22 protein-coding genes are annotated in these 26,654 nt (G+C 36.8%); 10 read left to right on the forward strand and 12 right to left on the reverse strand.

Features of this window, described 5'->3' with window-relative positions; all coding sequences use genetic code 11:
- Positions 1 to 530 precede the first annotated feature (530 nt).
- A complete protein-coding gene (locus tag QUE35_RS12200; protein ID WP_022601514.1) occupies positions 531 to 2,978 on the forward strand; it encodes a fibronectin type III domain-containing protein in 2,448 nt (815 codons plus the stop codon).
- Positions 2,979 to 3,110: 132 nt separating this feature from the next.
- Here the strand turns inward: QUE35_RS12200 and corA are convergent, their stop codons facing one another.
- The 9 genes from corA to QUE35_RS12245 all read right to left on the reverse strand — a co-directional run bounded on the left by corA (position 3,111) and on the right by QUE35_RS12245 (position 12,873).
- Positions 3,111 to 4,187, reverse strand: a complete 1,077-nt coding sequence (corA, locus tag QUE35_RS12205) for a magnesium/cobalt transporter CorA (RefSeq protein ID WP_022391299.1) — start codon at positions 4,185 to 4,187, stop codon at positions 3,111 to 3,113.
- A gap of 146 nt (positions 4,188 to 4,333) precedes the next feature.
- On the reverse strand, positions 4,334 to 7,150 hold the full coding sequence (locus tag QUE35_RS12210) for a putative LPS assembly protein LptD (RefSeq protein WP_022601511.1): 2,817 nt from the start codon (positions 7,148 to 7,150) through the stop codon (positions 4,334 to 4,336).
- A gap of 81 nt (positions 7,151 to 7,231) precedes the next feature.
- Complete coding sequence (locus QUE35_RS12215) at positions 7,232 to 7,771, reverse strand: HDIG domain-containing metalloprotein (protein ID WP_022601510.1); 540 nt, start codon at positions 7,769 to 7,771, stop codon at positions 7,232 to 7,234.
- A 249-nt stretch (positions 7,772 to 8,020) separates the two neighbouring features.
- Positions 8,021 to 8,947, reverse strand: a complete 927-nt coding sequence (locus QUE35_RS12220; protein WP_022601508.1) for a bifunctional methionine sulfoxide reductase B/A protein — start codon at positions 8,945 to 8,947, stop codon at positions 8,021 to 8,023.
- A gap of 148 nt (positions 8,948 to 9,095) precedes the next feature.
- The gene (locus QUE35_RS12225; protein WP_256998646.1) at positions 9,096 to 10,121 is read right to left on the reverse strand and encodes a branched-chain amino acid aminotransferase; all 1,026 of its coding nucleotides are present in this window, start codon (positions 10,119 to 10,121) and stop codon (positions 9,096 to 9,098) included.
- Positions 10,122 to 10,239: 118 nt separating this feature from the next.
- Positions 10,240 to 11,082, reverse strand: a complete 843-nt coding sequence (locus tag QUE35_RS12230) for an ion transporter (protein ID WP_081705684.1) — start codon at positions 11,080 to 11,082, stop codon at positions 10,240 to 10,242.
- Positions 11,083 to 11,194: 112 nt separating this feature from the next.
- Positions 11,195 to 11,638 (reverse strand): RNA-binding S4 domain-containing protein, encoded by a 444-nt coding sequence (locus QUE35_RS12235; protein ID WP_009317768.1) that lies wholly within the window; start codon positions 11,636 to 11,638, stop codon positions 11,195 to 11,197.
- 7 nt (positions 11,639 to 11,645) lie between these two features.
- A complete protein-coding gene (gene pth / locus QUE35_RS12240; RefSeq protein WP_009317767.1) occupies positions 11,646 to 12,209 on the reverse strand; it encodes an aminoacyl-tRNA hydrolase in 564 nt (187 codons plus the stop codon).
- Positions 12,210 to 12,222: 13 nt separating this feature from the next.
- Positions 12,223 to 12,873 carry a 50S ribosomal protein L25/general stress protein Ctc gene (locus tag QUE35_RS12245; protein ID WP_009317766.1) on the reverse strand — a complete coding sequence of 217 codons (651 nt, stop codon included), beginning with the start codon at positions 12,871 to 12,873 and terminating at the stop codon, positions 12,223 to 12,225.
- 272 nt (positions 12,874 to 13,145) lie between these two features.
- On the opposite strand from QUE35_RS12245, the gene galE reads away from it, so the two are divergent.
- Complete coding sequence (gene galE, locus QUE35_RS12250) at positions 13,146 to 14,180, forward strand: UDP-glucose 4-epimerase GalE (RefSeq protein WP_009317765.1); 1,035 nt, start codon at positions 13,146 to 13,148, stop codon at positions 14,178 to 14,180.
- Between the two features lie 99 nt (positions 14,181 to 14,279).
- Here the strand turns inward: galE and QUE35_RS12255 are convergent, their stop codons facing one another.
- Positions 14,280 to 16,244 carry a GDSL-type esterase/lipase family protein gene (locus QUE35_RS12255; protein WP_022391307.1) on the reverse strand — a complete coding sequence of 655 codons (1,965 nt, stop codon included), beginning with the start codon at positions 16,242 to 16,244 and terminating at the stop codon, positions 14,280 to 14,282.
- A 524-nt stretch (positions 16,245 to 16,768) separates the two neighbouring features.
- On the opposite strand from QUE35_RS12255, the gene QUE35_RS12260 reads away from it, so the two are divergent.
- The 6 genes from QUE35_RS12260 (at position 16,769) to QUE35_RS12285 (ending at position 20,889) form a co-directional block, all read left to right on the forward strand.
- Complete coding sequence (locus QUE35_RS12260) at positions 16,769 to 17,230, forward strand: hypothetical protein (RefSeq protein ID WP_009317762.1); 462 nt, start codon at positions 16,769 to 16,771, stop codon at positions 17,228 to 17,230.
- 246 nt (positions 17,231 to 17,476) lie between these two features.
- A complete protein-coding gene (locus QUE35_RS12265; protein ID WP_009317761.1) occupies positions 17,477 to 17,893 on the forward strand; it encodes a Fur family transcriptional regulator in 417 nt (138 codons plus the stop codon).
- A 19-nt stretch (positions 17,894 to 17,912) separates the two neighbouring features.
- A complete protein-coding gene (gene rbr, locus QUE35_RS12270; protein WP_022601499.1) occupies positions 17,913 to 18,491 on the forward strand; it encodes a rubrerythrin in 579 nt (192 codons plus the stop codon).
- Positions 18,492 to 18,502: 11 nt separating this feature from the next.
- Entirely contained in the window at positions 18,503 to 19,996 is a 1,494-nt protein-coding gene (locus tag QUE35_RS12275; protein WP_022391309.1) for a catalase, read from the forward strand.
- A gap of 60 nt (positions 19,997 to 20,056) precedes the next feature.
- On the forward strand, positions 20,057 to 20,392 hold the full coding sequence (locus tag QUE35_RS12280; RefSeq protein ID WP_022601497.1) for a DUF4491 family protein: 336 nt from the start codon (positions 20,057 to 20,059) through the stop codon (positions 20,390 to 20,392).
- A 134-nt stretch (positions 20,393 to 20,526) separates the two neighbouring features.
- Complete coding sequence (locus QUE35_RS12285) at positions 20,527 to 20,889, forward strand: hypothetical protein (RefSeq protein ID WP_009317757.1); 363 nt, start codon at positions 20,527 to 20,529, stop codon at positions 20,887 to 20,889.
- Between the two features lie 404 nt (positions 20,890 to 21,293).
- Here the strand turns inward: QUE35_RS12285 and rpiB are convergent, their stop codons facing one another.
- Complete coding sequence (gene rpiB, locus QUE35_RS12290; protein ID WP_009317756.1) at positions 21,294 to 21,746, reverse strand: ribose 5-phosphate isomerase B; 453 nt, start codon at positions 21,744 to 21,746, stop codon at positions 21,294 to 21,296.
- A gap of 87 nt (positions 21,747 to 21,833) precedes the next feature.
- Entirely contained in the window at positions 21,834 to 23,285 is a 1,452-nt protein-coding gene (locus QUE35_RS12295) for an ATP-binding cassette domain-containing protein (RefSeq protein WP_022601495.1), read from the reverse strand.
- Between the two features lie 308 nt (positions 23,286 to 23,593).
- Between QUE35_RS12295 and QUE35_RS12300 the strand changes: the two genes are divergently transcribed.
- Both QUE35_RS12300 and QUE35_RS12305 read left to right on the forward strand, forming a co-directional pair.
- Complete coding sequence (locus QUE35_RS12300) at positions 23,594 to 24,838, forward strand: BamA/TamA family outer membrane protein (protein WP_244925464.1); 1,245 nt, start codon at positions 23,594 to 23,596, stop codon at positions 24,836 to 24,838.
- Entirely contained in the window at positions 24,825 to 26,531 is a 1,707-nt protein-coding gene (locus tag QUE35_RS12305; protein ID WP_022389609.1) for a phosphoethanolamine transferase family protein, read from the forward strand. The genes QUE35_RS12300 and QUE35_RS12305 overlap by 14 nt, the downstream gene beginning before the upstream one ends.
- The last annotated feature ends 123 nt before the right edge of the window (positions 26,532 to 26,654 follow it).

A 26,654-nucleotide genomic window follows, 5' to 3' on the forward strand; every position in this document is an offset into this window, starting at 1 on the left:
ATAAAATATTTTCATAAAATTCAAACACTTCTTGATGATATTTTGGGCGGAAAATTTATACAGGATTTTAATTGTGTATTTTTTATCTCTTGTCGAATATATCAATCGAGTTAATGCGGAAATGCTTATTTACTATTCTTTTTTTAATTGGTTGGTAGCATATTCTTTCTTGTTAGTATTATTGGAAATTTGTGTAATAGGTATATTATCATAATGTTTAGATCTCATAATTTGTGTTTTATATATTTATTAACATTTCTGAAGATTGAATGATCGTGTTCTATTTTTAAGATAAAAATTTAATTCTTTAAAAAGGAATAGAAAGTATAGTTCTTTGAAATACGTTGTTTTTATCTTTTGAATTTACCGTATAATAGAATAGTGAAATTGCTTATTTAGAATTTATATAAATAGTAAATCTTTTAGGGAAACGTTAACAATGTTTTATATTATAATATTTGTAATCAAAACATCTACATTTGCTTCGATTTTTTAGAAAAATAGGTATTAATCAATAAAAGAAGAGTAATATGAAAGATTTACGACTCACGTTTTTTTTAAGTTTATTATTTTGTTTAGGTAATTTACGACTTTCGGCACAGGAGGCACAATCGCTGCCATTGAATATTACAAGTAATGATCAGCTTTTTTCCCGCTCTGAAAGTGGTACGGCTAAAGCATCTGTCTCGGGAACGAATCAGATTTCTTTTATAAAGGATGGTTCAAAAACGGGAGAGTCTTCGGCTGTTATTTGGATCGGTGATGTTCCCGGACGTTTGAAAATGACTGTGGGTAAAAATGGTTCTGTTTGCACAAGCCATACAAACTCACTGACAGTATATGCCTCGAGCGATAATATTTCTTATCGGCAGTTGGGTAGTTTTAATCATGAAAGCGGTACTGTGGATTTTGACCAACCATTGAATAAAGATGATCGTTACATACGTTTCTACTATGATGTGACTGCATCGGGTTGGTTTGGATTAAATTACTGTGCTCATGGCTGGATACCGACTATTACGATTACAGAGCCTATATCTTTCCCTTCTTCAGTGGTGACGGATACGATTACTGGAGGTGTATCGTTTACCGGAAAATTTACAGTGAATTACTCCAACCCTTCGGGTGATTTAATATTGATTTCTTCTGATCCGAATATTGTTCTTCAGACCACTCGAATTAATGGAGTTTCTGGGCAAGAAGGTAGTCAAGAAATATCATATATATACAATCCTTCGGTAACTGGAGCAAAACATGCGGATATTACGGTGACAGATGAGGGAAATAATACGTATTCGAAAGTATTGGGATTGGACATTGTCACCGTTCTTCCTGAAGCTCCTTCTGTGGAAGCAGCTGATAATATTGATTTGACTTCGTTTCGAGTAGCATGGCAACCGGTAACAAATGCTTCTTCATATTTGTTGACGGTAACGGATGCCGATGGTGATATAGTAGGGGAGTATAATGATTTTGTTGTTACTGAGGCGACATCGGTCGACATTACAGGGTTAGTACCCGGTACATTATATAAATATTCGGTGAAAACAAAAATTGAAGATTTTGTATCTGAGGCTTCTTTGGTAAAAGAAGTAACGACATTGAAACCTGTGATTGCTCCCCTTGTTATAGAGACTTTTGAATCGGTTGCAGGTATATCGTCATTGCAAACCTTAACAGTTGGTGCGACCGATTTGTATGGTGATATTTCAGTGGTTATATCGGGAGATGACGCTGCATTATTTACTTTGGGAGAGGGAGAAGAAACTATTGGTAAGGATGCTGATTCTAAGCAGTTACATATAACTTATACACCGGTGAAGCCGGGAACTCATACGGCTAAGTTAACTTTAGTGTCGGAGTATGCCGAGCCGGTAACAGTGGTGTTGAACGGTACGGCGACATTGCCTGCCCCTACAGGATTGATTACAACGCAAGTTACACCTGACGGTTTTTTCGCTAATTGGGATGCTGTTATGGGTGCTACTGTGTATGAACTTACTGTTGTGACTGTAGAAGGAAAACCTGTTGACGGATATGTTGCTAAAGAAGTGGATGCTGGTACAGTTTGTCAAATAACCGGTTTGAGTCCTGCTACGGCGTATATTTTTAAGATAGTAGCCAAGTATGGAGAGCTTGTTTCGCCGGAAGCTGTTTCGGAAATGATAACAACATCTGTAGTTCCGGTTATTGAGACGCCTGTTATTCCAAAATTTACAACAGAAGTTTCTGTCGTTGCTGAACAGCAAATAACGATTTCAGCTACAGATCTATATGATGATATTACAGTTTCTATAACGGGTGCGGATGCTGATAAGTTCGATACAGATGTGCTAATTTTGGATAAGTCGGGTCTTATGCAAATTACGATAACTTATGAGTCTGAAGAGGTAGGAGAGCATGAGGCGGTTCTTTCGTTGACTTCGGATTATGCCCAGTCGGTGAATGTAGCATTGAACGGGACATCTTCGCTGGCAAAACCTGTTATTGCTGTCGGTGATGTGTGTGAAGGTAAAATTCCAGTAAGTTGGAATGTCGTTGCCGGAGCTGCTGAGTATCACGTAACTTTATATAAAGGAGATGTTCTGGTGGATGGGTATGATGATATTGTGACGGATGAAACGAATTTTACGTTTATGGATTTGACCGGTTCTACTCAATATTTTGTAGTTATAACCGCCACTTCAGGAGATTATTTTACAGCTTCGGAAAAGATTGCTGTAATGACGCTTCCGACCGGATTAAGTACAGCTTCAGCCGAGGTCGTGACCGTATATCCTAATCCGGTTGTTTCAAATATCTGTATTAAGGGTATAGTAGCCAAAGAAGCAAAAATATATTCGGTGAACGGACAACTTCTCATGTCTGTCTTCCCTGTAGATAATAAAATAGATGTTTCGTCTCTTGTTCAAGGTGTATATTCGATTTTGATTAAGTCAGATACAGATATTGTCCGCTTACAATTTATCAAAAAATGATTTTTAATTGATTTTATATGAGTAATGAAATGGACACCGAAAGTTTTTTATCCAACTTTCAGTGTCCATTTCAAAAACAGAAAGCATTCTCAAAAAATATTAAACTCGATCCGTGCAAAATTTAGACAGGCTTTAATACCAGTGTTGTTTTTTTATGTACCACCACACTCCAATAACGATAATCCCCATTAATCCCCATGCCATTAGGTATCCATATTGCCATTCCAGTTCCGGCATTGACTTAAAGTTCATACCCCAAACGCCCACAACAAAAGTTAAAGGGATAAATATCGTTGTGACTACAGTCAGCCGTTTCATGATTTCATTCATTTTTAAATCATTGTTCGAGAAATATAGATCCAGTAAAGAAGCCTGAGTTTCTCTACATATTTCTATAGATTGTATAATGAATAACATCCGGTCTTCAAGATCATTAAAATATATCATGTCTTCGTCACAAATGAGTTTGTTCTCATTGTGTATCAGTTTATTAAAATCATCTTTTAAGGGGAGTATAGATTTTTTCAGTTGTAGGTAATCTCTTCGGTTCGCCTGTATTCGGTTGCCGAAATCATCACGAGGGTTTCCTGTAATGATTTCGTCTTCCATTGTGCCCAAAACATCTTCGAGGGTTGCAATAATGTCTAAATAATTGCTGAATACGTTATTTATCAATAAACAAAATAGGTAGTCTGTCGGGCGGTTGCGTACACGGGCAGTATTTTGAGTGATAGCTTTTTCTATATTATCGAAGAGCGGAAGATCTGATTCCTGAAAAGAAAATACGTATTCTTTACCCATAATTATACAAATATGTTCTTGCTGCAATTCTTTGTTTTCAGAGTAATAGAATGTATTTAGGATAAGGAATGTTTTATCTTCATAGGTCTCGATCTTCGCAATGTGTTGGCTGGTAAGTATATCTTGTATATCCGTAAAATGTAGCCCTAATGTTTTGCCTATGAGTGCAACAGTATGAGTGTCGGACAATCCGGAAATATGTATCCAATTCTTTTTACCGTTTTGGATGAGAGCCGGTAACTTTTCCGGAGATGTGAAAGAATGTTGGATATAATTATCGGCATCATATTGTGTAAGATAAATGTGCATTTCTCCTTTGCGATCTCCGGTATATATATATTCGTCTGTCAGCAGATTGTTTTTTATGTGCCGGTGTTTTTTCCGAAGGTTTGAGGCTTGTTTGTGCATGATTTCCTTTTTATGAGTCTTGTCTACAAAGTTAATAAACAAAAAGATAAAAAGATAGATATTTTCGTCACTTTATAATAAGAATATGTTGGATAGCCGATTTTTATTCCCCACTAAAAGCTTTATCGAAAAACAAAAATATAAGGTTAATACCATTTTAAGCGATCATAAGAGTTTCCGCTCTTATCCCATTTTAAATCACTTAATAATGAAGACTTCACGCTGATATGGAAATTATAGGATTTGTAAGGACCCACCGGAATAAAGTTTGCACTCATAGTCCAGCAGTGCATATCACGGGTAATGCCACAGTTCATATATGCTATTTTTTTTGCGTCGAAGTCATAACTTGCCGAGAAATTGAATGACCAATTCTTTGTGGGTTGAATGCGTCCTGAAAAGCTGAGATTTTGTGTGATCTTTCCGTTATATTCCATTTTCTTTTTATTGAAAGTGCCATATCCGTAATTGATCGAATAGTTAACCGATAGGCTCCAGGGAACATTCCATACCATATATCCGTCTTTCATTTCTAATCCGGAGTCTTCTGTTTTTTCTTGACTTTCGTTTTCTCTGTTTTCAGTGTTTTCTGTATTATTATCAATCGGAGTTTCGTTAGTCGAAGTTTCTGTCTCTTTAGTATTGTTTTTCGATTTTTTCTTAAATGTATCGTTACTGAATGTATAAGAGAAAGAAGTTCCTGTACTTGATAGTCTGCCTAATCCTTTTCCAGCTTTCCATCGTGGAATATTTACACGTACAGGATTGCCGTATTCATTCAGTTGATAAGTATAAGTATCAAAAACGGCAGAAGCTTGCAGATTGAAATTTTTAGTTAGTTTGATTAATATCGAAGTATTGATATTACTCCAATTCATAGAGTCGGCAGCCATGTTATAGCTGATCCCTGCGGTGAGATTTTCGATAAGACTGATTTTTCGCACTCCGGTTGTATCCCGATCTGAGTTGACTTTCATTTCCAAATTATTGGAAACATTGAAAGATACTGTACCCTGTTTTCCTTGAGGCGCAGTTCCGAATATACCGTGAGAGAATGGAGAATATTTTACATCTACCCGTTTCCCGTTCTCAATTTTTGAATATGTTTGCCAGAATCCGTATCGGGAACTACCGAAATCAGGTGCGGCACTAAAACTGACACTGGGAGTGAATACGTGCCGGATCATTTGTATTTTTTTCCCTCCGAAAAAGGGTAGAGGTCGGTAGAATCCATATAACTTAGTTTGGGCACTGACGCTGAAACTATAGTTAAAAACGTTATAAAAACCGTATGTAGTGTCTCTTACAACGGCTGCGGACTGGGGATCCCATTGTTGCATGATGCGGTTGGTGTACATTCGGTCGGTGAAGTTGAACGACGGAGATATATTGAGATATTTAAATAAGCTGAATGTTGCCGATACGGGAATCGTGTGTTGCATGCCGTTGCGCCAGTCTTTAATCAAGCTTGACTTGAAAAACAGATTTTGTTTTGTTTCTATAGAGTTTCGGAATAGACCGGTGTAATTTAAACTGATTTTCTCATACCATTTTTCTTTGCCTACCGGATTTTTTCGTTTGAACGGATATACCCGACTCATATTGAGGGTAAAGTCCGGAAATGATACGTTCAAAGTGGAATCTTTACTTCGTTGTGTGATGTTGGCTGTTGCCGATATACTAAAAGGGGTATTCGGAAAATTATAGGTCATGTTCACTGTCGAACTTTTGGTGTTTTCCGTAAAAGAAGTTGCGTTATAATAGCTGTTCAGATTGTTTCGGTCATATCCACTTGTCGTAAAATTGACACTGGCAGAGAAACTCATATTCGGATTTGCTTTTGCATCTTGGGAGTGTGACCATATTAATCGGAAATTTGTCTGTTTTTGATAATCGGGCATTCCTTTGTCTCCGAGTATAGTCACCAGGTATCCCATATTGAAATTCCCAGAAAACTTATATCTTTTCACGTAGTTAGACATGGCATTCAATCCCCACGACCCTTTTGTATAAATTTCACCTGTGAGAGCTAAATCGATATAATCGTTGATCGCAAAGTAATAACCGCCGTCTCTTAAATAAAATCCGCGAGCCATTTCATCCCCGAATGTCGGCATAATGATTCCTGATGAATATTTTTCTGTGAAAGGGAAAAAGCCGAAAGGAATTGCTAACGGAAGAGGTACTCCTGCCAGAACCAAGTAGGCAGGACCTGTAACGATATTTTTCTTCGGACGCATTTTAGCCTTGGTCAGTTGGAGATAAAAGTGCGGACATTCATGGTCATCGCATGTCGTATATTTCCCGTCTTTCAAGTAAAAATCCCCTTCTTTGTTCTTTTTCGTACTACCTCCTGTCAGGTAACCTTCTCCTTGTTGGGTAATGATATTGGTGATATATCCTTTTTGACTTTTAAAATTGTATTTCATTGTAGCAGATTCATATTCTCCGCTTTTATCTTTAAATATGGGATTCCCTACAATTTCGCCGGCGGTATCGGGACGTCCGATCGCGAACACCGTACTACTGTCCATATTCATTCGTATCTCGTCTGCATCGAGTTCTATATCTTGATAAGTAACAACCCCTTGTCCATACATATAAGCTTGATTGTTACTTAAAAATACGATAGAGTCGTTTGCCGTATATTTTACCACATCTTCCAGTGGTGATTTTTTGGGAGGAGGAGCTTGTACCGTATCGGTCATGACAGAGTCAACAAGAATAGAATCGACACTCTTCAATAATGAGTCGGGACGGATAAGAATAGAATCGGGTAAAGCGGGAAATGTATCGGAAATAGATTTTATTTTGTCGCTGTCTGCTGGTGTAACAGTGTCGGCAAAAGCGGGATTCGCTTGCCGTATATGGCTTTTCCTTTTAGGCTGGGCACTGAGATTGACCAGCAGTAAGGAGCAAAACAGGGTAAGGACTATTATATGAATCTTATTTCTCGATGACATTCACAAACCAATAGGTTATTGAGGTGCAAAAATACACAATTTACCCTAACATATCAGGTATTGAAGCCTATTTAATATATTTTAGAGGAGGAAAAGGTGATACCACCTCTCAAAACGGGCGACGGAAGCCTCTCCGTATTTACTCATACTTTTTCGTATTTGTTCTATACTTTTTTCTTTTAAAGGGTTTGATTTGGAGTAGAATTTGTCGGCAAAGCAGATCATTTGCTCTTCTATGCTTATCGGAAGCATATCTCGGTGAGGAATAGGAAGGTTTTGATTAATAATGTCTTCTAAAGAAAGTCCTGCTCCTGTGTGGCGTTCGCTGACTAAAGCATGACGAGGAAAACCTTCTTTTTTCAAGAGCTCGCTGCCTAATGTACCGTGACAGATATACGGTCGTGTGCCGTGGCATTCTATATCGGGGGCATCGGTAAGAAAGATTCCGATATCATGTAACATGGCTGCTTCGGAGATAAATTCTGTGTCTGCGTTCAATTCGGGGTGAGCATTTGCTATTTCGAGAGCCTTTTGTGTAACCAGACGACTGTGATCTACTAAAATATCATATAGTGCGGTTCCTTGTGTATAATATTTATCGATGATTGTAAAAGGATTCATTTCTATTGTATTTTGTGCAATAATACAAAAAAAATTTTAGAGCCAATCTAAATTTTCCAATAAGAAAATATTATCAGGTCATCTTTACGTTTTCTTCCAATCTATTTTTCTGTTTTCACTCGAAAGGAACTCTCGAATCTGGCCTAAGTAAAATTCAGACAGGCTCTTAGAATAAAGGCTTTGTTCTTTTATCCGTATTGAACAGAATTATAAAAATATTGATAGGGTTGAATGTTCGATTATTGGGCATCAAAATATTTTGTGATATTTATGACAGTAGGGAGTTGTTCCTTTGTTTTCATAATAGTCTTGATGATAATTTTCTGCCGGCCAGAATGTGGAGACCGGTAAAAGTCGCGTTGCGACTTTATATCCCATAATTGTGAGCTTATGTATATATTCTTCAGCGATTTCTTTTTGTTTTTGATCGGCATAGAAGATTACCGAAAGATATTGTGTACCTATATCAGGACCTTGACCATCGGTTTGGGTAAAATCGTGAGTCTCGAAAAAGAATTTTACCAGTGATTCATAACTGACAATTTCTGGATCATATTCTATTTCGACAGTTTCAAAATGTCCTGTTTTTTGAGAACAAACTTCTTTGTATGTCGGGTGTTTGCTAGATCCTCCCATAAAACCGACTGTGGTTTCTTTGACTCCTTTTAATTTTTGAAAATAGTATTCTGTCCCCCAAAAACATCCCGATGCAAAATAGGCTTTGGATATTTGCTCTGGTTTATCGGGCTTAAATTTTAAAGAAATCGAGTTCACACAATGTCTGGTCTCTTTGGGTGTCAAATGTTCGTTTAAGAATACATGTCCGAGATGACCTTTGCAATTGGCGCAAATAATTTCAGTTCGTTTTCCGTCGTTATCAGGTTTCCGGATAACGGCGTTAGGGATTTCGTCATCAAAAGCCGGCCAGCCGCATCCCGAATCGAATTTATCAGAAGATCGGTACAATGGAGCGTCACATTGTTTACATAGGTATATCCCTTTTTTATAGAAGTTGTTATATTCGCCGCTAAAAGGGGCTTCTGTTCCTTTTTTCAGCATGACATATTCTTCTTCTGGAGTGAGTTTATTAAGATTCATATTATTTTGTTTTTTATGCTGTGCCCATATAGTGATAGCTAATGTAATAGCGAGTCCTGTCAGCAGAAATGTTTTCATAATGTCATTTTTAGGAAATAGTTCCTTATTTATAACTCTTTAAGATGTGTTTTTGTTCGATATTTCATTTTATATATAAAAATAAAAACCCGGAACGAACAGCATTAAGGACATTCCGGGTTTTTGTATTATTTAATTAATCTGAATATTATTCGACGATAGTTACCCAACCATATTTGTCCGGTTCATCTCCATATTGTATGGCCCGGAGTTTATTGTATAATTGGGTGCATATTTTACCCGGTTTTCCGTCTTTAGAAATAATATATGACCGATTTTTTTCAGGATCGTCGATACGTTGTATCGGACTGATAACTGCAGCAGTACCGCAAGCTCCCGCTTCTTCGAAAGTATCTAATTCTTCTTCCGGAATTTGACGGCGTTCGACGGTCAAGCCCATTTCTTCTGCCAATGTCATTAGGCTTTTATTGGTAATAGACGGTAGGATAGAAGTAGATAACGGAGTTACGTACGTATTGTTTTTAATCCCGAAAAAATTAGCAGCACCACACTCGTCGATATATTTTTTTTCTTTTGCATCTAAATAAAATTCGCAGGAATATCCCATGTCGTGTGCCATTTTATTGGCCCGTAAACTGGCAGCATAATTTCCTCCGACTTTATAAACTCCTGTACCTAATGGTGCTGAGCGATCATATTGACGGATAATGACGTAAGGATTAGTTGAAAATCCACCTTTAAAGTATGGCCCTACCGGTGTGACAAATACGATGAACATATATTCGCTTGCCGGATGTACACCTACTTGTGCACCTGTTCCGATTAATAATGGTCTGATGTAAAGAGACGCTCCGCTTTCATAAGGCGGAACGAACCGTTCATTCAGTTTTATGACTTTAAGGATAGCGTCACGGAATTTTTCCGTAGATAGTTCAGGCATTAAAATTCCTCTGCAAGTACTTTGCAGCCGTGCCGCATTTTCATCAAGACGAAATACTCGTATTTTCTCGTCTTTTCCGCGAAAAGCTTTTAATCCTTCAAAAGCTTCTTGTCCATAATGCAGGCAAGTGGCTGCCATGTGCATATTGATATATTCGCTGCTACTTATTTCAAGTTCGCCCCAACTTCCGTTCCGGTAATTGTACCGTACATTGTAATCGGTCGGCATGTAACCGAATGATAAATTAGCCCAATCGATAGTTTTCATTTTTATTATTGTTTTTCGATATTTACATGTAAGATTTACAAAGTTACAATTTTTATAAATATTGTAACTGTTTTTTGTCCGAAATATTGAACATTATTCCGGTTTAAAAGAAAAAAAAGAAAATTTATGACAGGTTGTTATTGTTATGAGGTAAGAATGTCCCGCAATTTTTACAATAAGAAGCATCTGCCTCATGCTTATTCTCTCCGCAATTAGGACAAGTAATGTTCTTTTTTCGTAAAGGTTTGATCAATTCTGAAGAAATAATACCGGTAGGAACGGCCAGTATCGAGTATCCGAGTAACATGACGATGACTGAAATTGTCTGACCTAAGAATGTGATAGGCGTTATATCTCCGTATCCTACGGTCGTGATAGTGACGACTGCCCAATATATGCTTTTGGGAATGTTGGAGAAAGAAGGATTTACACTTCCTTCGACCAAATACATCAAAGCTCCTAATATCGTTACGAGAATCATGATGAAGTAGGTAAATATCATGATCTTTTTTACGCTTCTTCGTAAAGAATCGACCAAATGGTTGCCTTCTTTTAAAAAATGCGTTAGTTTTAGTATTCTGAAGATACGAAGAAGACGTAAGGCACGAATAACGATAAGATAGTGAGTACTACTGTACAGGATACCGATGAAGAACGGTAAAATAGATAAGAGGTCAATGATTCCATAAACTGAAAAAATATATTTTTTTCGATTCGGACTGCAGTAAATACGGGTTGCATATTCGATAGTAAACAGTATGGTTATAATCCACTCGCAGATACGGAATGGGAGTGCGTATCGAGCGTTGAATGCGACTACACTTTCTATTGCTGCCAATATAACGCTGAGAAGGATTACGTTCAGTAAGATGATATCGAATCTCTTTCCTTCTTCCGTATCGGTTTTGAATATGATGGTGTATAGTTTCTTTTTTAATTCTTTACGTTTTTGCAGATCCATGATCATGTCATTCCGATTAAAAGTTTCTTATCTCCTATGTGAATCCTATAAAGATAGTCTTGATGCGGATTGAACAAGTTGCTGCAGTATAACAGATCAAGTGTTGTATAAGTTTTGCTTAATCGTTTTCTTCGTAATCGTCAAAATCAAAATCAAAGTCGAATCCGTCATCAAAAAAATCTCCTTCGGTAAACTTTTTCAGTTCCCTTCCTTCTCGTTTTGTCGGTCTTCCCAGTCCTTTGCTCCGATTTATGAATCCGCTGATACGGTTCATTTCCAGTATATCGTATTGTTCTTGCGGTGTAACGTTTTCAAGGTATTCCGGGACAAGTTTTGCTCCCATCCTCTTTTCGGTCAGAGCCAATACTTTAAAAGAGTAAGTGACAGGAGGTTTCCGTACTTGGATGATTTCACCTGCTTTTATTGTACGGGATGGTTTTACCGAGACGTTTCCGATAGAGACTCGCCCTTTCTTACAAGCTTCGGTTGCAATTGTACGTGTTTTGAAAATGCGTGTAGCCCACATCCATTTGTCTATTCGAACTTCATTTTCTTTTTCCATGACAATTTTACTTATTGTTGAATTGTGTCATGGTCAGTTGTATGCCTGCCAGACAGAAACTTTTTATGATCTCTCCTGCACGTTCGAGACGGGCGGGTAATTCTTTTTCTTGTTCTTCGGGGAAGCTTCCTAATACGTAGTTGACTTGTTGTCCTTTAGAAAAATCATTCCCGATTCCGAATCGAAGTCGGGCGTAATTGTCACTCCCTAATATTTGTTGAATATGTTTCAGACCGTTATGACCGGCATCGCTACCTCGGGGCTTTAAACGCAGACTACCGAAGGGTAATGCTAAATCATCCACTATTACCAATAAATTTTCTACCGGAATGTTTTCTTTTTGCAGCCAATAACGTACGGCATTTCCGCTCAAATTCATATACGTAGACGGCTTTAACAAGATTAATGTGCGTCCTTTGATTTTTAATTCGCAGATTTCGCCATACCTTTTGTCTGTAAAAACGAGATTGGACGCTTTAGCTAAAGCGTCCAATACTCTGAATCCTATGTTGTGACGGGTATTTTCATATTCTGGTCCGATATTACCCAATCCCACAATCAAATATTTCATTTAAGCAATATTATTATTTACCGCTTTTTGCTTGCAAACCGCGAGCTGCTCTTGTTAGTTTAACAGCACAAACAACTGCATTTTTAGCATTCATCAATTCAAGACCTTCGAAGTGAAGTTCTCCTACCTGTATAGTTTTGCCTAAACCTAAATTATCGATGTTGATAACCAACTTTTCAGGAATCTGAGAATAGATAGCTTTTACTTTCAATTTTCTCATTTCGAGGCTCAATTTACCACCGGCTTTAACACCTTCTGAATGTCCTTCAAGAGCCACGGGAACTTCCATAATAATGGGTTTTTGTTCATTAACTTCAAGAAAATCCATGTGAAGGATTGCATCGGTTACCGGATGGAATTGAATATCTTTTATAACGGCTTTGGTTTTTTTGTCACCGATAGTCAGATCGATAGCGAAAATTTCGGGAGTATAAACTAATTTTCGTACAGATTCTGTAGATACAGTGAAATCCGTTACGATCAAAGCTTGATTGTTTGCAATTTCTACTACTTTTTCACCAGCTTTAAGAGCATTATCATAAGGCAGGGTTACAAGTTGTCCGCCGTTTAAAACAGCAGGGATAAGATTTTGTTTACGTAAAGCTTTTACTGCTTTCTTTCCCAAATCGGTTCTGGGAGTTCCTTCTAATTGAAATGTTTTCATTGTTTTAATTTTTTTGTGTTACTCAAAATTAAGATAATCAGCTTCTTAATTTCCCATCGCACGGAATACTCAAAAAGCGCGACAAAGGTAAGACTTATTTTTGTGTTATCCAAAAAGTTTGTATTGAAATAATGTGTCTTGTTTAATACACTTTGTTTATCTGTTTTTTTGTTCCAAAAAATAAAGTTTGGTCGTAAGGTTTAGAGATTTTGATAAAATCTTTTGGTAAAAATCCGTTATATTTGCAATTCATCTTAAACTTAACTTAAAACATGAAAGGGAAAATTTTAGTTACAGGTGGTGCCGGGTATATCGGTTCGCATACTACGGTAGAATTGCAGAATGCCGGTTATGAAGTGGTTATCGTAGATAATCTTTCTAATTCAAGTGAAAGCGTAATCGACGGTATTGAGAAAATTTCGGGTGTGCGTCCTGTTTTCATGAAATTGGATTGCAATGATAAGGCCGGCATGGAAAAGCTTTTCGAGGAGCAGAAGAATATAAAAGGTATTATTCATTTTGCAGCCAGTAAGGCTGTCGGTGAATCGGTACAGAAACCGTTGTTGTATTATCGTAATAATATCGATTCTTTGCTTACGCTCATGGAGCTGATGCCTCGATATGGAGTTGATGCTTTGGTTTTTTCCTCTTCATGTACCGTGTACGGTCAGCCGGATGTGCTTCCGGTTGATGAAAATGCACCTATAAAACCGGCAATGTCTCCTTATGGGAATACAAAACAAATAAATGAAGAAATAATTCGTGATACGATTTATTCGGGTGTCCCTTATAAAGCCATTATATTGCGTTATTTTAATCCGATAGGAGCTCATCCTACTGCAGAGATTGGCGAATTGCCGAATGGAGTGCCCCAGAATCTTATTCCTTTTGTTACCCAGACAGCTATGGGGATTCGAGAACAATTGAGTGTGTTCGGTGATGATTACAATACACCTGACGGTTCTTGTATTCGTGATTATATAAATGTTGTCGATTTGGCGAAAGCGCATGTCGTAGCTGTGGATCGTATGCTTACCGGAAAATCTCTTGAGAATGTAGAAACATTCAATTTGGGTACAGGTCGGGGACTTTCTGTATTGGAGCTGATAAAGACTTTCGAGAAGGTGACAGGGCAAAAGTTGAATTATAAGATTGTCGGTCGTCGAGAAGGTGATATTGAACAAGTGTGGGCTAATCCTGAAAAGGCGAATAACGTGCTGGGATGGAAAGCGGAAGAGTCTATCGAGGATACGTTAGCTTCTGCGTGGAAATGGCAATTGCGTTTGCGTGAAAAAGGAATTATGTAAAAATAAGGTTTTGATAGAAACCGGGAATTATATATAAAAATGTGACGGAAATCTTTCTTTAAAGATCCGTCACATTTCGCATTTGTTTAACCGATCTTATTATTCTTTTATCAGTCGGATTGCCTTTCGGTCTGTGTTGCTAGTAAGTGAACAAATATATATGCCGTTATTCAACCCTTCCAGATTAATTTGTTGTTGATGTTGTCCGGCTGGTAGAGAATCTTTTCTGTAGCTATTGAGTTTTTTCCCGTCAATAGAAAAAATATCGATAAGAACATCTGAACATTCGGTTGTAACATAATTGAGTGTGGTTGTACCTGAAGTTTTCGAGGGATAGCAGAATATGTTATTCTCGATGATAGAAGTCGTTATTCCGTCGGTACTTTCTTCTGTAACCACTCCGCTTATCGTAACTCCGTATAGACAGATAGATTTACTGTCTCCTCCATTGTTCAACCAAGGGTAGATTCTGATATATAAAGATTCTTCACTTTTTACTTCAATAATGTTTTTGTGAGAGATCGGATACATAGTATTGCTTGTATTATTTTGTCTGTCTGCAATCATCACGGCATCATCGCCGAAAAGTTCGTTTTTACAATAATATACTTTGAATCGTATCCCATTGCTCCCAGATCCTCCTACATATAATCCGATAGAATCGACATTAAAAACACTTCCTTTAGTCGCTTTAACTCCGAATTGAATGTAGCGGTCATGTACGATGTCTATTTCTCCAGCAGGCCACGTTCTTCCTTCGATAATATTACGTTGAGTTTTTGTTTCTCCATCGATGCGATTATCTTCCCATATTGTTGTGCTTCCCGGTTTTGCATACCTATCGGTAAACATGTTTTTTAATGTTTCAGGTAATACTGTAATAGGTCCTTCGGATATACTGTTTTCGTTTTTTGATAATTCCCAAAATGCTTTTGCTTTGATACCTCCTTCGAAAGAGACACATTCACCTTTTAAGGCGATGAATTTCGTGTTCTTTCCGTTACTTACTGTAATATTTCCTGTTGAGATACCTGTATCTTCAGGTGCATATTTTACAAAAAATGGAGTAATGCTGAGGTTGCCATTTTCATAGGGTATGGTTATCTGCTGAGTATAGTTGCCGTCTTGCTCTTTTGATATACTGAATTCTGAGGGAACGGTTATTGTTACATTCCCGTTTACCGGATCTAAATCGATTCCACTTACCGAAAAGGAATGAATATTGACGGTGTTAGCATAGCATTTTCCAAAATTATATTCAGGACTACTTAATATTAATTCGGGATCTGCATTCAGATATTCTGTCAGAATATTTTGTTTTATTAATTCTTGTACTGCTAAACGAGCATATAAAGTAGCTCCGTATTCTCCTAAATGTGTACCGTCTCCTACGTTGTAAATGAGTTCTGTCGATTTAGTTTTTCCGTATTCTTCACAAACTTTTTTGGTAAGAGCTGTATGATCGACCAAAAGACAATTCGTGTTTTCTGCAACCTTTTTCATGGCTGCGACATAGTCGAGTTCTTTTCCGTCCGAACCCATACCGAGATTATGGGCTCCTCGTGCTGTAATTGTTTTTCCGTCACTTTCAAAATAGTTGCGTACAATAGGGGTGAATAATATCGGAATAGCATTTAGCTCTCTTACCTCCGTTACATATTTAGTCAGATATTCCGTGTAACTTTTCCATGGATTGGTTCCTATTTCACCTTCTTCTCCTCCATCTTTTTCATCGTTATGTCCGAATTGAATAATAACATAATCTCCTTCTTTGATCTGAGGTTTCACGGTTGCCCAAAAACGATAATTATTGTTGTCGTCTTTGGCTTCATAAAAAGATTTGGAACTAGTTCCGCTTTTAGATCTGTTATTTACTGTTGCACCGTTTGTTACAAACTGCTGTAACATTTGTGCCCATCCTCTTTGTCCGTTCGGATTACTTTCCGTATCCTCTGGTTTGCTCTCCATCGTAGAATCTCCGATGGTATGAATTGTAATTTCTTTAGGGAATGCAGACATGCAACAAAATAATAAACTTAATAGTAGATAAGTTGAGTTTTTCATAAATGTTAGAATTATAATTATATGCAAAAATAAGTTTCGTCTCTTTATTGAAATGTGGAATATTTGACGCTTTTGGTAGATATTACCGATAGTTATAATAATATATGGCTTAGTTTGTGATCTATTTGAATTTAAATTTTACATGGATGTTTTTTTTGAGGACTGTTTTCAAAAGTGTTTTACTGTTCCTTTATACGATGTGCAGAAACGTGAAAACAAGACCGAAAAGAGCCTTAACAGATCGTATATATTTATCGAGAAATTTAAACGGGTTTTAGATGAACACTGAATTTATTTTGTAAATAATTGTTATTCTCTAATCTTTTTATTAAATTTGAAAATCAAGAGTTTGTTTAAATTTTGTTCAGATCTTTTTGGAAGATGTTTTTCTATTCCTAGTTAAGGGGGGCTGTGTGATATATTAAAGCGGGAGAATAGTCCGAAAAGAAATTCACAAAGTCTATATATAATGATGAAAAAATAAACAGGCTCTAAGTAGATTGAATTAAGGAAAGGAGGGTATTATGTCCATATTACTGAAAAATCTGTTTTGGGTGTGTTTTTTTCTTTTTGTTCCGCTATCTTTATTTCCTTTTCCGGAATTAGAGTTGGTAGAATATCGGTCTGGCATAATCAAAGGTGAAGATGTTATTGTCCTTCCTCAGTTTCCGGGAGGAGAGGAAGCTATGAAAAAATATTTGGTTATTGATGTATTGATGCCTGAAGGAAATACACCTGAATGGCTGGTCGACCGTATTCTTTATTCGATAGTGGTGACTGCTTCCGGAGAAATTTCCGATGTAAAATTGAAAACCCCGATATCTAAGTTGAAAGGACATATTTCTAAGGAAATTTTGGATAAAGCATATTGGTTGGTTAAAAACATGCCAAAATGGATTCCCGGTACACGCAATGGACTTCCGGAAGATATGGATTATATAGTTTGTGTAAAAATAAACCCGGTTTATCAAAAAGATAAAAAATAAGGATGTGAGTTTCATTTACTGAGATTCTGTCTGAATTTATGAGGACGGTAGCAAGTTGTCTGACGAGTGAAAACGCAAAGATGACCTGATTGTGTTTTTTTATTGGAAAATTTAGATAGGCTCTAAGTTGTATATAAAGGATAAATTTCGTATCGATTATTTTTTCTGAAAATAATTTTAGAATTATTCTAATATTAGAAATATTCTAATTATATTTGTACCGCAGTTTAAAAACAAGTATTGTTGATGAGGGTAAATGAAATCATAGAATTATTTCAATCAAAAGGGGTAAAGGCGACACCTCAGCGTATATCTGTGTATGAAGCTTTGTTATCTCTTAAGCATCCTTCTGCAGAAGCAGTGCTTGAGAGGGTAAGAAGTATCTTACCGACTGTAACTGTCGCTACGGTTTATAATACGTTAGATTGTTTTGCAAAAGCTGGAGTGATAGAAAGAGTATTGACTGTTGATAATAAAATGTATTTCGATACGAATCTAAGCCGGCATTATCATTTATATAGTGAAGAAACTCATGAGATACAGGATTTTTATGATAATGAGTTGTCCGAATTGATTCGGACATTTATACAAAATAGAAAAATTCCCGGATTTGAGTTGAAGGATGTGAAAGTACAATTGATAGGAAATATAGAGAATTACTAATTAAATTAAAAACAAGATTATGGAAAAGAGTATTAAGGGAACAAAAACAGAACAGAATTTGTTAAAGTCATTTGCAGGAGAATCTCAGGCAAGAAGCCGATATACGTTCTTTGCAAGTGTGGCAAAAAAAGAAGGTTATGAACAAATTGCCGGAGTATTTATGGAAACGGCAGAACAGGAAAAGGAGCATGCAAAAAAATTCTTCAAATATCTTGAAGGGGGTATGGTCGAGATTACTGCATCTTATCCGGCCGGTGTTATTTCTACTACGGTTGAAAATCTGAAGGCAGCAGCTGACGGAGAAAATGAAGAATGGGCAGATTTATATCCTGAGTTCGCTCGAATTGCTGAAGAAGAAGGCTTTCCTGCTATTGCGGTAACATTTAAGATGGTTGCTAAAGTAGAAGCCGAACATGAAGCTCGTTATCGTAAATTGTTGGCAAGAGTAGAATCCGGAAAATTCTTTGAAGAAGATGAAGAAATAGAATGGCAATGCCGCAATTGCGGATATGTACATAAAGGCAAGAAAGCTCCGGAAAAATGTCCGGCATGTGCTCATCCGCAAGCTTATTTCGAGCGGAAAAAGAATAATTATTAATTATATAGAGTATGAAAGAAAAGGAAAAGATTCAATTAACTACTCAAGCAGGTGTCCCTGTTGCGGATAATCAGAATATTCTGACTGCTGGAGAGAGAGGTCCTGCTTTGTTGCAAAATGTCTGGTATATGGAGAAGTTGGGGCATTTTAACCGAGAACGTATTCCAGAACGGGTGGTACACGCAAAAGGCTCAGGAGCATATGGAAATTTAACCGTTACCGAGGATATAACCCGATATACGAAAGCAGCTCTATTTTCTGAGGTAGGTAAAAAAACAGATCTTTTCCTTCGCTTTTCTACTGTTGCCGGAGAACGAGGTGCGGCAGATACCGAACGGGATGTACGTGGATTTGCTGTTAAGTTTTATACGGAGGAAGGAAATTGGGATTTAGTAGGAAACAATACTCCAGTATTTTTTATCAGAGACCCGTTAAAATTTCCTGATTTTATTCATACACAGAAGAGAGATCCGAAAACTAATCTGCGTAGCAATACTGCCATGTGGGATTTTTGGAGCCTTTCTCCTGAAACTCTGCATCAGGTGATGATTTTGATGAGCGATCGGGGTATTCCTCAAGATTATCGTCACATGCATGGTTTCGGAAGCCATACTTATAGTTTTATTAATGCTGAAGGAGAGCGTTTTTGGGTGAAATTCCATTTTAAAAGTTTACAAGGCATTGCTAATTTCACCGATTCGGAGGCTGCGTCTATTGTTGCAAAGGATCGTGAATACTCACAGCGAGACCTATTTGAAAATATTGCGAAAGGAAATTTCCCCAAATGGCGTTTCTGCATTCAGATAATGACAGAAGATGAGGCTCGTAACCGAAAAGAAAATCCGTTTGATTTGACGAAAGTGTGGAGTCAAAAAGAGTATCCTTTGATCGATGTCGGAATTCTTGAGTTGAACCGGAATCCGGAAAACTATTTTGCAGAAGTTGAGCAAGCTGCATTCAATCCGGCAAGTGTCGTTCCGGGAATTTCGTTTTCTCCGGATAAGATGTTGCAAGGACGTTTGTTCGCTTATGCTGATGCGGCACGTTATCGTTTAGGAGTGAATTCGGATACGATACCGGTAAATAAGCCTATATGTCCTGTTCATAATTATCATCGTGACGGTTATATGCGAGTTGATGGAAATAATGGCGCTCAGGTTAATTATGAACCGAATAGTTTCGGAGGACCGACGGATGACGGGAAATTCAATGAACCTCCTTTGACTTTAGATGGAGATGCTTGGAATTATGATAACCGGAAGGATAAGGATTATTATTCTCAGCCCGGAGCATTATACAGGCTTGTGCCTGACGATGAAAAGTTGCGGATTCATTCTAATGTAGCGGCGGCTATGCAGGGAGTTCCAGAAGAGATACAGATACGGGCTGTAGCCCGTTTTTATCAAGCTGATGAAAATTGCGGCAAAGGTATAGCCGAACAGCTCGCTATTTGCCTTGATTCGGTTTTGGATGAAGTTAAACGGCAAAAAGAGTTAGGTTATTGATGATATAATTAAGAGTGTTTGCGATTAAGTCCGGACACTCTTTTTTCAATATTTTTTGAAATGGAGTTTTTAGAAGAGTATCATTTATTGGGATTGGTTATCGGGGTTTCTACATTTTTAATTATAGGTTTGTTTCATCCTATAGTAGTGAAAGTTGAATATTATTGGGGAACTCGTTATTGGTGGGTGTTTTTACTGTTGGGTATTTTAGGTGTGGCAGGTTCTTTGATAACAGATAATGTATTGTTCGCTGCTTTGCTCGGAGTTTTTTCTTTTTCATCGTTTTGGACTATAAAAGAAATATTTGAACAGGAAGAACGGGTACGGAAAGGATGGTTTCCTAAGAATCCGAATAGAGTGTATTCTTGGGATAATGAATCAAATAAAACGGAGTAATTGCCTTTTTATTATATTCCAAATATTCCTAAACCGATTATTTTTTTATAATTAACATCAGAAATTTTTTCAAGATGGCAAAAAAGATGTATCTTTAGGCACTAATTAAGGAATCTGTTCAAGGAGAGGAAAATATGAAAACTATAAAACTACTCATTTTTACGTTGTTGGTATCTTGGGCTGTAGTTCAGGTATCTGCTCGTCAGGAGTCTGTTTATGGGCAAGATTTTTTCCGGACGGCAGATAATTATATGCCTATGTCTGCTGAAGTCAACATGGTACAAAATGATTTACCCGAAGATTCTGTTCAAATATATGCCAGTAATGGTTCTATTTATGTTCGCTCTTCCAAAAAAGTCAAAGTCAAAGTTTATACTATTGTAGGTAGTCTGGTAATGGATACGTATGCTGGTCCTGGATTGTCTGAACTTCAGCCTAAATCAAGAGGACTTTATTTGGTAAGTGCCGGGGGGGTTACTCAAAGAGTGACAGTCTGATTTTAACTTCTGTTTTTTTAGTATTTATTGCTTGCTTCTTAATAAGTAAAAGTAGAGTTTTGCAAATTTAAAAAGGAGGATCTCTATTTTAGAGAAGGGAGTAATAACTCTCTATGAAGATAAATATTGATTTTAGGAAAACTATAATTTGTTGAGGACGAAAGAACTGTAAATTATTTTTAGAGGCTGTCTAAATTTTATTCGAATTAAATTTGGAAGTTTCTTTCGAGGATGCTTTTCTGATTTTATAAGGATAATAGCAGACTATCTGACAAGTGAAAACGGAAAAAAGATCGGAAGAAAACATAAGCGTGACCTAATAATATTTTTTGCATCGGAAAATTTGAACAAATTCAGAAGTCTCTCTTTTGTCAAATCGACAAAAGAGAGACTTCTGAATTTGCTTATTTTACAGGAATTTTATCTATACGTCTTTGATGTCTTCCTCCTTCAAATTCTGTATTTAAGAATGTTTCAGCGATTTTTTCGGCTTCTTCGTTTTTTATAAATCTACCCGGCATTACGCAAATATTTGCATCATTATGAAGGCGGGCAAGCTTTCCTATCTCTTCATTCCAGCAAAGGGCAGCTCTGATTTTTTGGTGTTTATTTAATGTCATGTTAATGCCGTTTCCGCTCCCGCAGAATGCAAATCCCGGGTAACACTCTCCTGATTCTATTGCATTAGCAAGAGGATGAGCAAAATCTGGATAATCGACACTTTCACAAGAAAATGTACCGAAATCTTTAATTTCGATTCCTTTTTCGATTAAAAATTGTTTGATAAATTGTTTCATTTCAAAACCAGCATGATCACTTGCAAGACCTACCGGAATATTTTTTTTGAGGATGCTCATAACGTATAATAAGTATATATTTTCTGTTACAAATGTAAACAAAAAAATGAGTTTTATGTTGGCTTGAAATGGAAATATTTATAGAGGTTACAAGCTCTTTTCCCGATTTTTTATTAGTTTAAATCGGTATCGGATACAAGAAGGTATTTCGTGACTATAATGCGTTACATACACTAAGGTTTTTCCCGGTCGTTCACAAAAATTTTCTATAATTTTTCTGACACGGCATTTATTACTGATGTCTAGACCGTGTAGAGGCTCATCTAAAATTAATAGATCCGGGTCTTTTACAAAAGCTCGGGCTAACAATATCAATCGCTGTTCGCCCGAAGATAGAGTAAGAAAAGGTCTGTTATATAAAGTTTCGATTCCAAAAGTGTGCATCCAGGCCAGTGCGATATTTTCCTGTTCTGGGGAACATTTTCGGTATAGTCCGATAGAATCGAAAAATCCAGAACCTACGATTTGTATAGCAGGAACATTTTCTGTATAGTATAAATGCATTTCTGGCGATACATATCCGATCCTGTTTTTTATTTCCCAGATGCTTTCTCCAGAGCCTCGTTTCCGATCGAACAAAAAAAGCGTATTTGCATAAGATTGAGGATTATCTGCATAAATAAGACTCAAGAGTGTAGATTTTCCTGCCCCGTTTTCTCCCAGTAGTACCCATTTTTCGCCGTTTTTTACTTCCCAGTCTAATCCTTTAAGTATTGGGTGTGATCCATAAGAGATATTGATTTTCTCCATTCGAAATGTTACATTGTGTTCTGACTTTTTACGAGTAGGATCAGGAAGTCGTATTTGGTTGTGAACTTCAGGAAAGAGGTAATTCCTTAAATCGTTATTTTGTAAAAAATCATTGCGGGATATAGGATCATAGCAGACACGATTTCGGACGGGAAGAATATGAGTGATCATTTCTGGAATGTCATCCGGATTGGATAGAAGCAGAATGACTTGAAATTCTTTCATTTCGGACATTTGTGTTAGCATTTCTGTTAACAGAATTCTAGAAGTCGCATCTAATCCGATGAAAGGATTGTCAAGAATCAGTATTTGTGGATGAGTAAGCAATGTCCTTATAATTAGAAATTTACGTAATTCTCCACTTGATAGATAGATAACTTTCTTGTCTAACATTTCTTCTATTCGGAATTGAATAAATAATTCCCGGATAGATATTTCATCATAATTGTTCGATAATAGTTCTCTTATTGTCTGGATTCCTTCATTCTCGGAGGAATGCCACCGTTGTTGATAGAAAGTTGTACGGCTATCTGTAATAGAATGAATATCTTTGAAAGTAATAGTTTTTATTACGTCAGATGTTTTGCCGGGATAATTATTGATAATTTCTCCCTCTTTCAGGGCATATTTCCCTTGTAAAAGTCCGGCTATTATACTTTTTCCTGCACCGTTAGGACCTATAATCGCCCATTGTTCGTTTGGCTTTATACACCAGTTTAGTGCTCTTTTAAATCGTATTTCTGGTAAACGGGGAATAGGATTGTTAAAAACGATACTTATTTCTTTCATTTAAAATTTTGGTTATATTATAATACAAAGGTATGAAAAAACGGTATGTTTCTACAAATGAGAATTGAAGATAATTATTTAGATTGGCTCTTAAAATCTATGATGTTGCTAAGTTTCTGTGCTTAATATAAAAAAGCATAATGTAAGATTATAATTTTAAGAAAACTATCGTGTGTTAAAACGTTTTGTTATAAATTTGTCCTGTTTATGACTTATGAATCGAATATATTTCGGTTTACTGTCAAACACATTGAGACTTTGCTTGTTATTAAGAATAGGTATTTATCGAATGTATGAAAGAGGTTCGGATGATTATATGTATTATTCTGATATGTTCAGAAGGAGTTATAGTTTCGGCATCTGCTTGTCCGGTTTCCGAATCGTTTTTCTTGTCAGCTACCGATTCTGTGGAACAGACATCAGTTGTCATTGCAGAGCCTTTTAATGCAGATACTGTTATCGGTTCGTCTTTGTCTTTGAGTTTAGATACGGCTGAGATTAAGAAAAAAACTTCTTTTTTCCGTCGTTTTTTGAATTATTTTAATGATGCCAATAAACCGAAGCCCCGTAAGAAATTTGATTTCAGTATAATTGGAGGACCTCATTATTCGAGCGATACTAAACTCGGACTCGGATTGGTTGCTGCCGGGCTTTATCAAGGAAAAGATACTTTGATGCAGCCTTCGATGGTGTCTTTGTATGGGGACGTATCTACGACAGGATTTTATCTTTTAGGAGTAAAAGGAACCCATTTTTTCCCAGAAGATAAGTACCGTTTGTTATATAATTTGTATTTCTTCTCTTTCCCCGGATATTTTTGGGGGACGGGATATGAAGCCGGAAGTAATGATGATAATAAAGGAAGCTATAAGCGTATTCAGAATCAGGTCAAAATAGATTTTCTTTTTCGTTTGGCCAATAACCTTTATGCAGGACCTTTGGCAAGTTTCGATTATGTTGCAGGGTCGAATTTTGAGAAGCCTGAAACATTGAACGGAGCTGCTAAATCGACATTGTCGGTTGGAGTAGGAGGTTCGATTTCCTACGATACGAGAGATTTTCAGACTAATTCGTATAAAGGAGTCTATTTGAAGTTGGAACAAAGTTTATCTCCCTGTTTTCTTGGGAATAAAGATGTTTTTTATACGACCGATGTATTGGCTGATATTTATCAGAAAGTATGGAAAGGTGGAATTTTAGCAATTGATATTCATGCTAAATTCACATTCGGAGATACGCCTTGGACTATGATGCCTAAACTGGGAGGTTCACTCCGTATGAGAGGATATTATGAAGGTCAATACCGAGACAGAAATGTCGGAGAAATTCAAGTAGAACTCAGACAACATGTCTGGAAACGGAATGGAGTTGTTTTTTGGGTCGGAGCGGGAAATGTATTTCATGATTTCAGATCGTTTAAATGGTCTCATACATTACCCAATTATGGTCTTGGATACCGTTGGGAATTTAAAAAACGAGTTAATGTCCGTTTGGATTATGGCTTCGGAAAAGGACAGTCAGGTTTTTTGTTTAATATAAATGAGGCATTTTAAGAAAAAAATATCGGATTGGTTAAGTAAGCAGCAAAATTTATATATACTGTTTACGATTATATTGATGATACCGACTTGCCTTCTTTTATATACAGAAGAAATGAGTATGGCGATGCGAGTAGCATACTTTTTTCTGCCTTTGTCGGTCTATATGGGATTGCTTGCTATGCGGCAGAAGCCGGGAATAGTGTTGTTATGGCTTTCTTTACTTTTGTTGCTCGGGGCTTTTCAGGAAGTATTGCTTTATTTATTTGGAAACTCTATCATTGCTTCCGATATGTTTCTAAATTTGTTTACGACCAGTACTGGAGAAGCTTCCGAATTATTAAGTAATCTTATACCGGCGTTGATATTGGTCTTTTTTGTATTTTTCGGTGCGATTTATTTGGCGTTTCATTCCATTCGTATAGAGGACCGTTTGCATGTGAGCGTCCGGAAAAAATTGGTTATTATAGCAGTCTGTAGTTTATTGATCGGTTTTATAGGGGGTGTGACGGCAAAAGTTCAAGAACCGAACGACAATGTATTATTAAATATATATCCGGTTAATGTATTCTATAATATGAAATTTGCCAGAGAAAGTTGGCATAAAAGTAAAAATTATAGAAAAACTTCAGAGTCGTTTTCATTTCAGGCTAAATCTCGGCATCCGTCAAACGATAAAGAAATTTATGTCTTGGTGATCGGTGAGACTTCCCGTTCAGATAATTGGAGTTTATACGGATATGAGAGAGAAACTAATCCTCGGTTGTCAAAAGAAAAATCATTGGTATGTTTTACCGATGTCGTTACGCAATGTAATGCGACTCATAAAAGTGTACCTTTGATTTTGTCGGCAGCATCGGCCGATAATTTTGAAATAATATATAAGCAGAAAAGTATTATTACGGCTTTTAAGGAAGCTGGTTTCAAGACGGCATTTTTGTCAAATCAAGTGCCGAATAATACATTCACTGATTTTTTTTCAAGAGAAGCCGATGTCGTAAAGCTTTTGAGAGGTGATCCTTTAGCTATCAGCGATAATCCTTTAGATCATGATTTGTTACCTTTGTTAGATAATTTTATAGCAAAAAGTGGCAATAAGCAGTTTATCGTATTGCATACTTATGGGTCGCATTTTAATTATCGTGACCGTTATTCCGATAAATTCAAAGTATTTATTCCTGACAACAGTGTAAATCTTGAATATCGACATCGTGACTTGTTGATTAATTCTTATGATAACTCGATTTTGAGTACCGATGACTTTTTGGCATCAGTTATCGATAAGTTGAGGAATACCGGAGCTGTGACATGTATGTTTTATCTTCCCGATCATGGTGAAGATATTATGGATGATGATCGGCATCGTTTTCTTCATGCGTCTCCGTGTCCTACATATTATCAATTGCATATCCCTTTTTTAATTTGGTTCTCGGATGAATATAACAATCGTTACCCCGAAGCGATAAAAAATGCTGTTTCGCATCATTCGTCTCCTATAACTACAAGAGCTGCGTTTCATACAATGCTCGATTTAGGAGGCATTGCCACAGCTCATCTCGATTCGGTATTTTCGGTTGTGAATGCAGACTTCTCTCCTCGTAAAAGAAGTTATTTGAATGATCATAATCTTCCGGAATCACTTGATAATTGCGGACTTAAAGAAGAAGATAAAGCTATGTTTAGAAAAAAAGGAATGGCATTTCCTTAGTCTTGTTAAATAAAGTGCCGTTTAACAATGAGGGCATTTACTGTTTTGTTTCTTTAAAAAAATGTGATTAAGTATAGGAATAGTTGCCTTTTCAAAATTTTTAGCTTAAATTTGAATCATTGA

The organism is Coprobacter fastidiosus, assembly GCF_030296935.1.
Lineage (GTDB): Bacteria > Bacteroidota > Bacteroidia > Bacteroidales > Coprobacteraceae > Coprobacter > Coprobacter fastidiosus.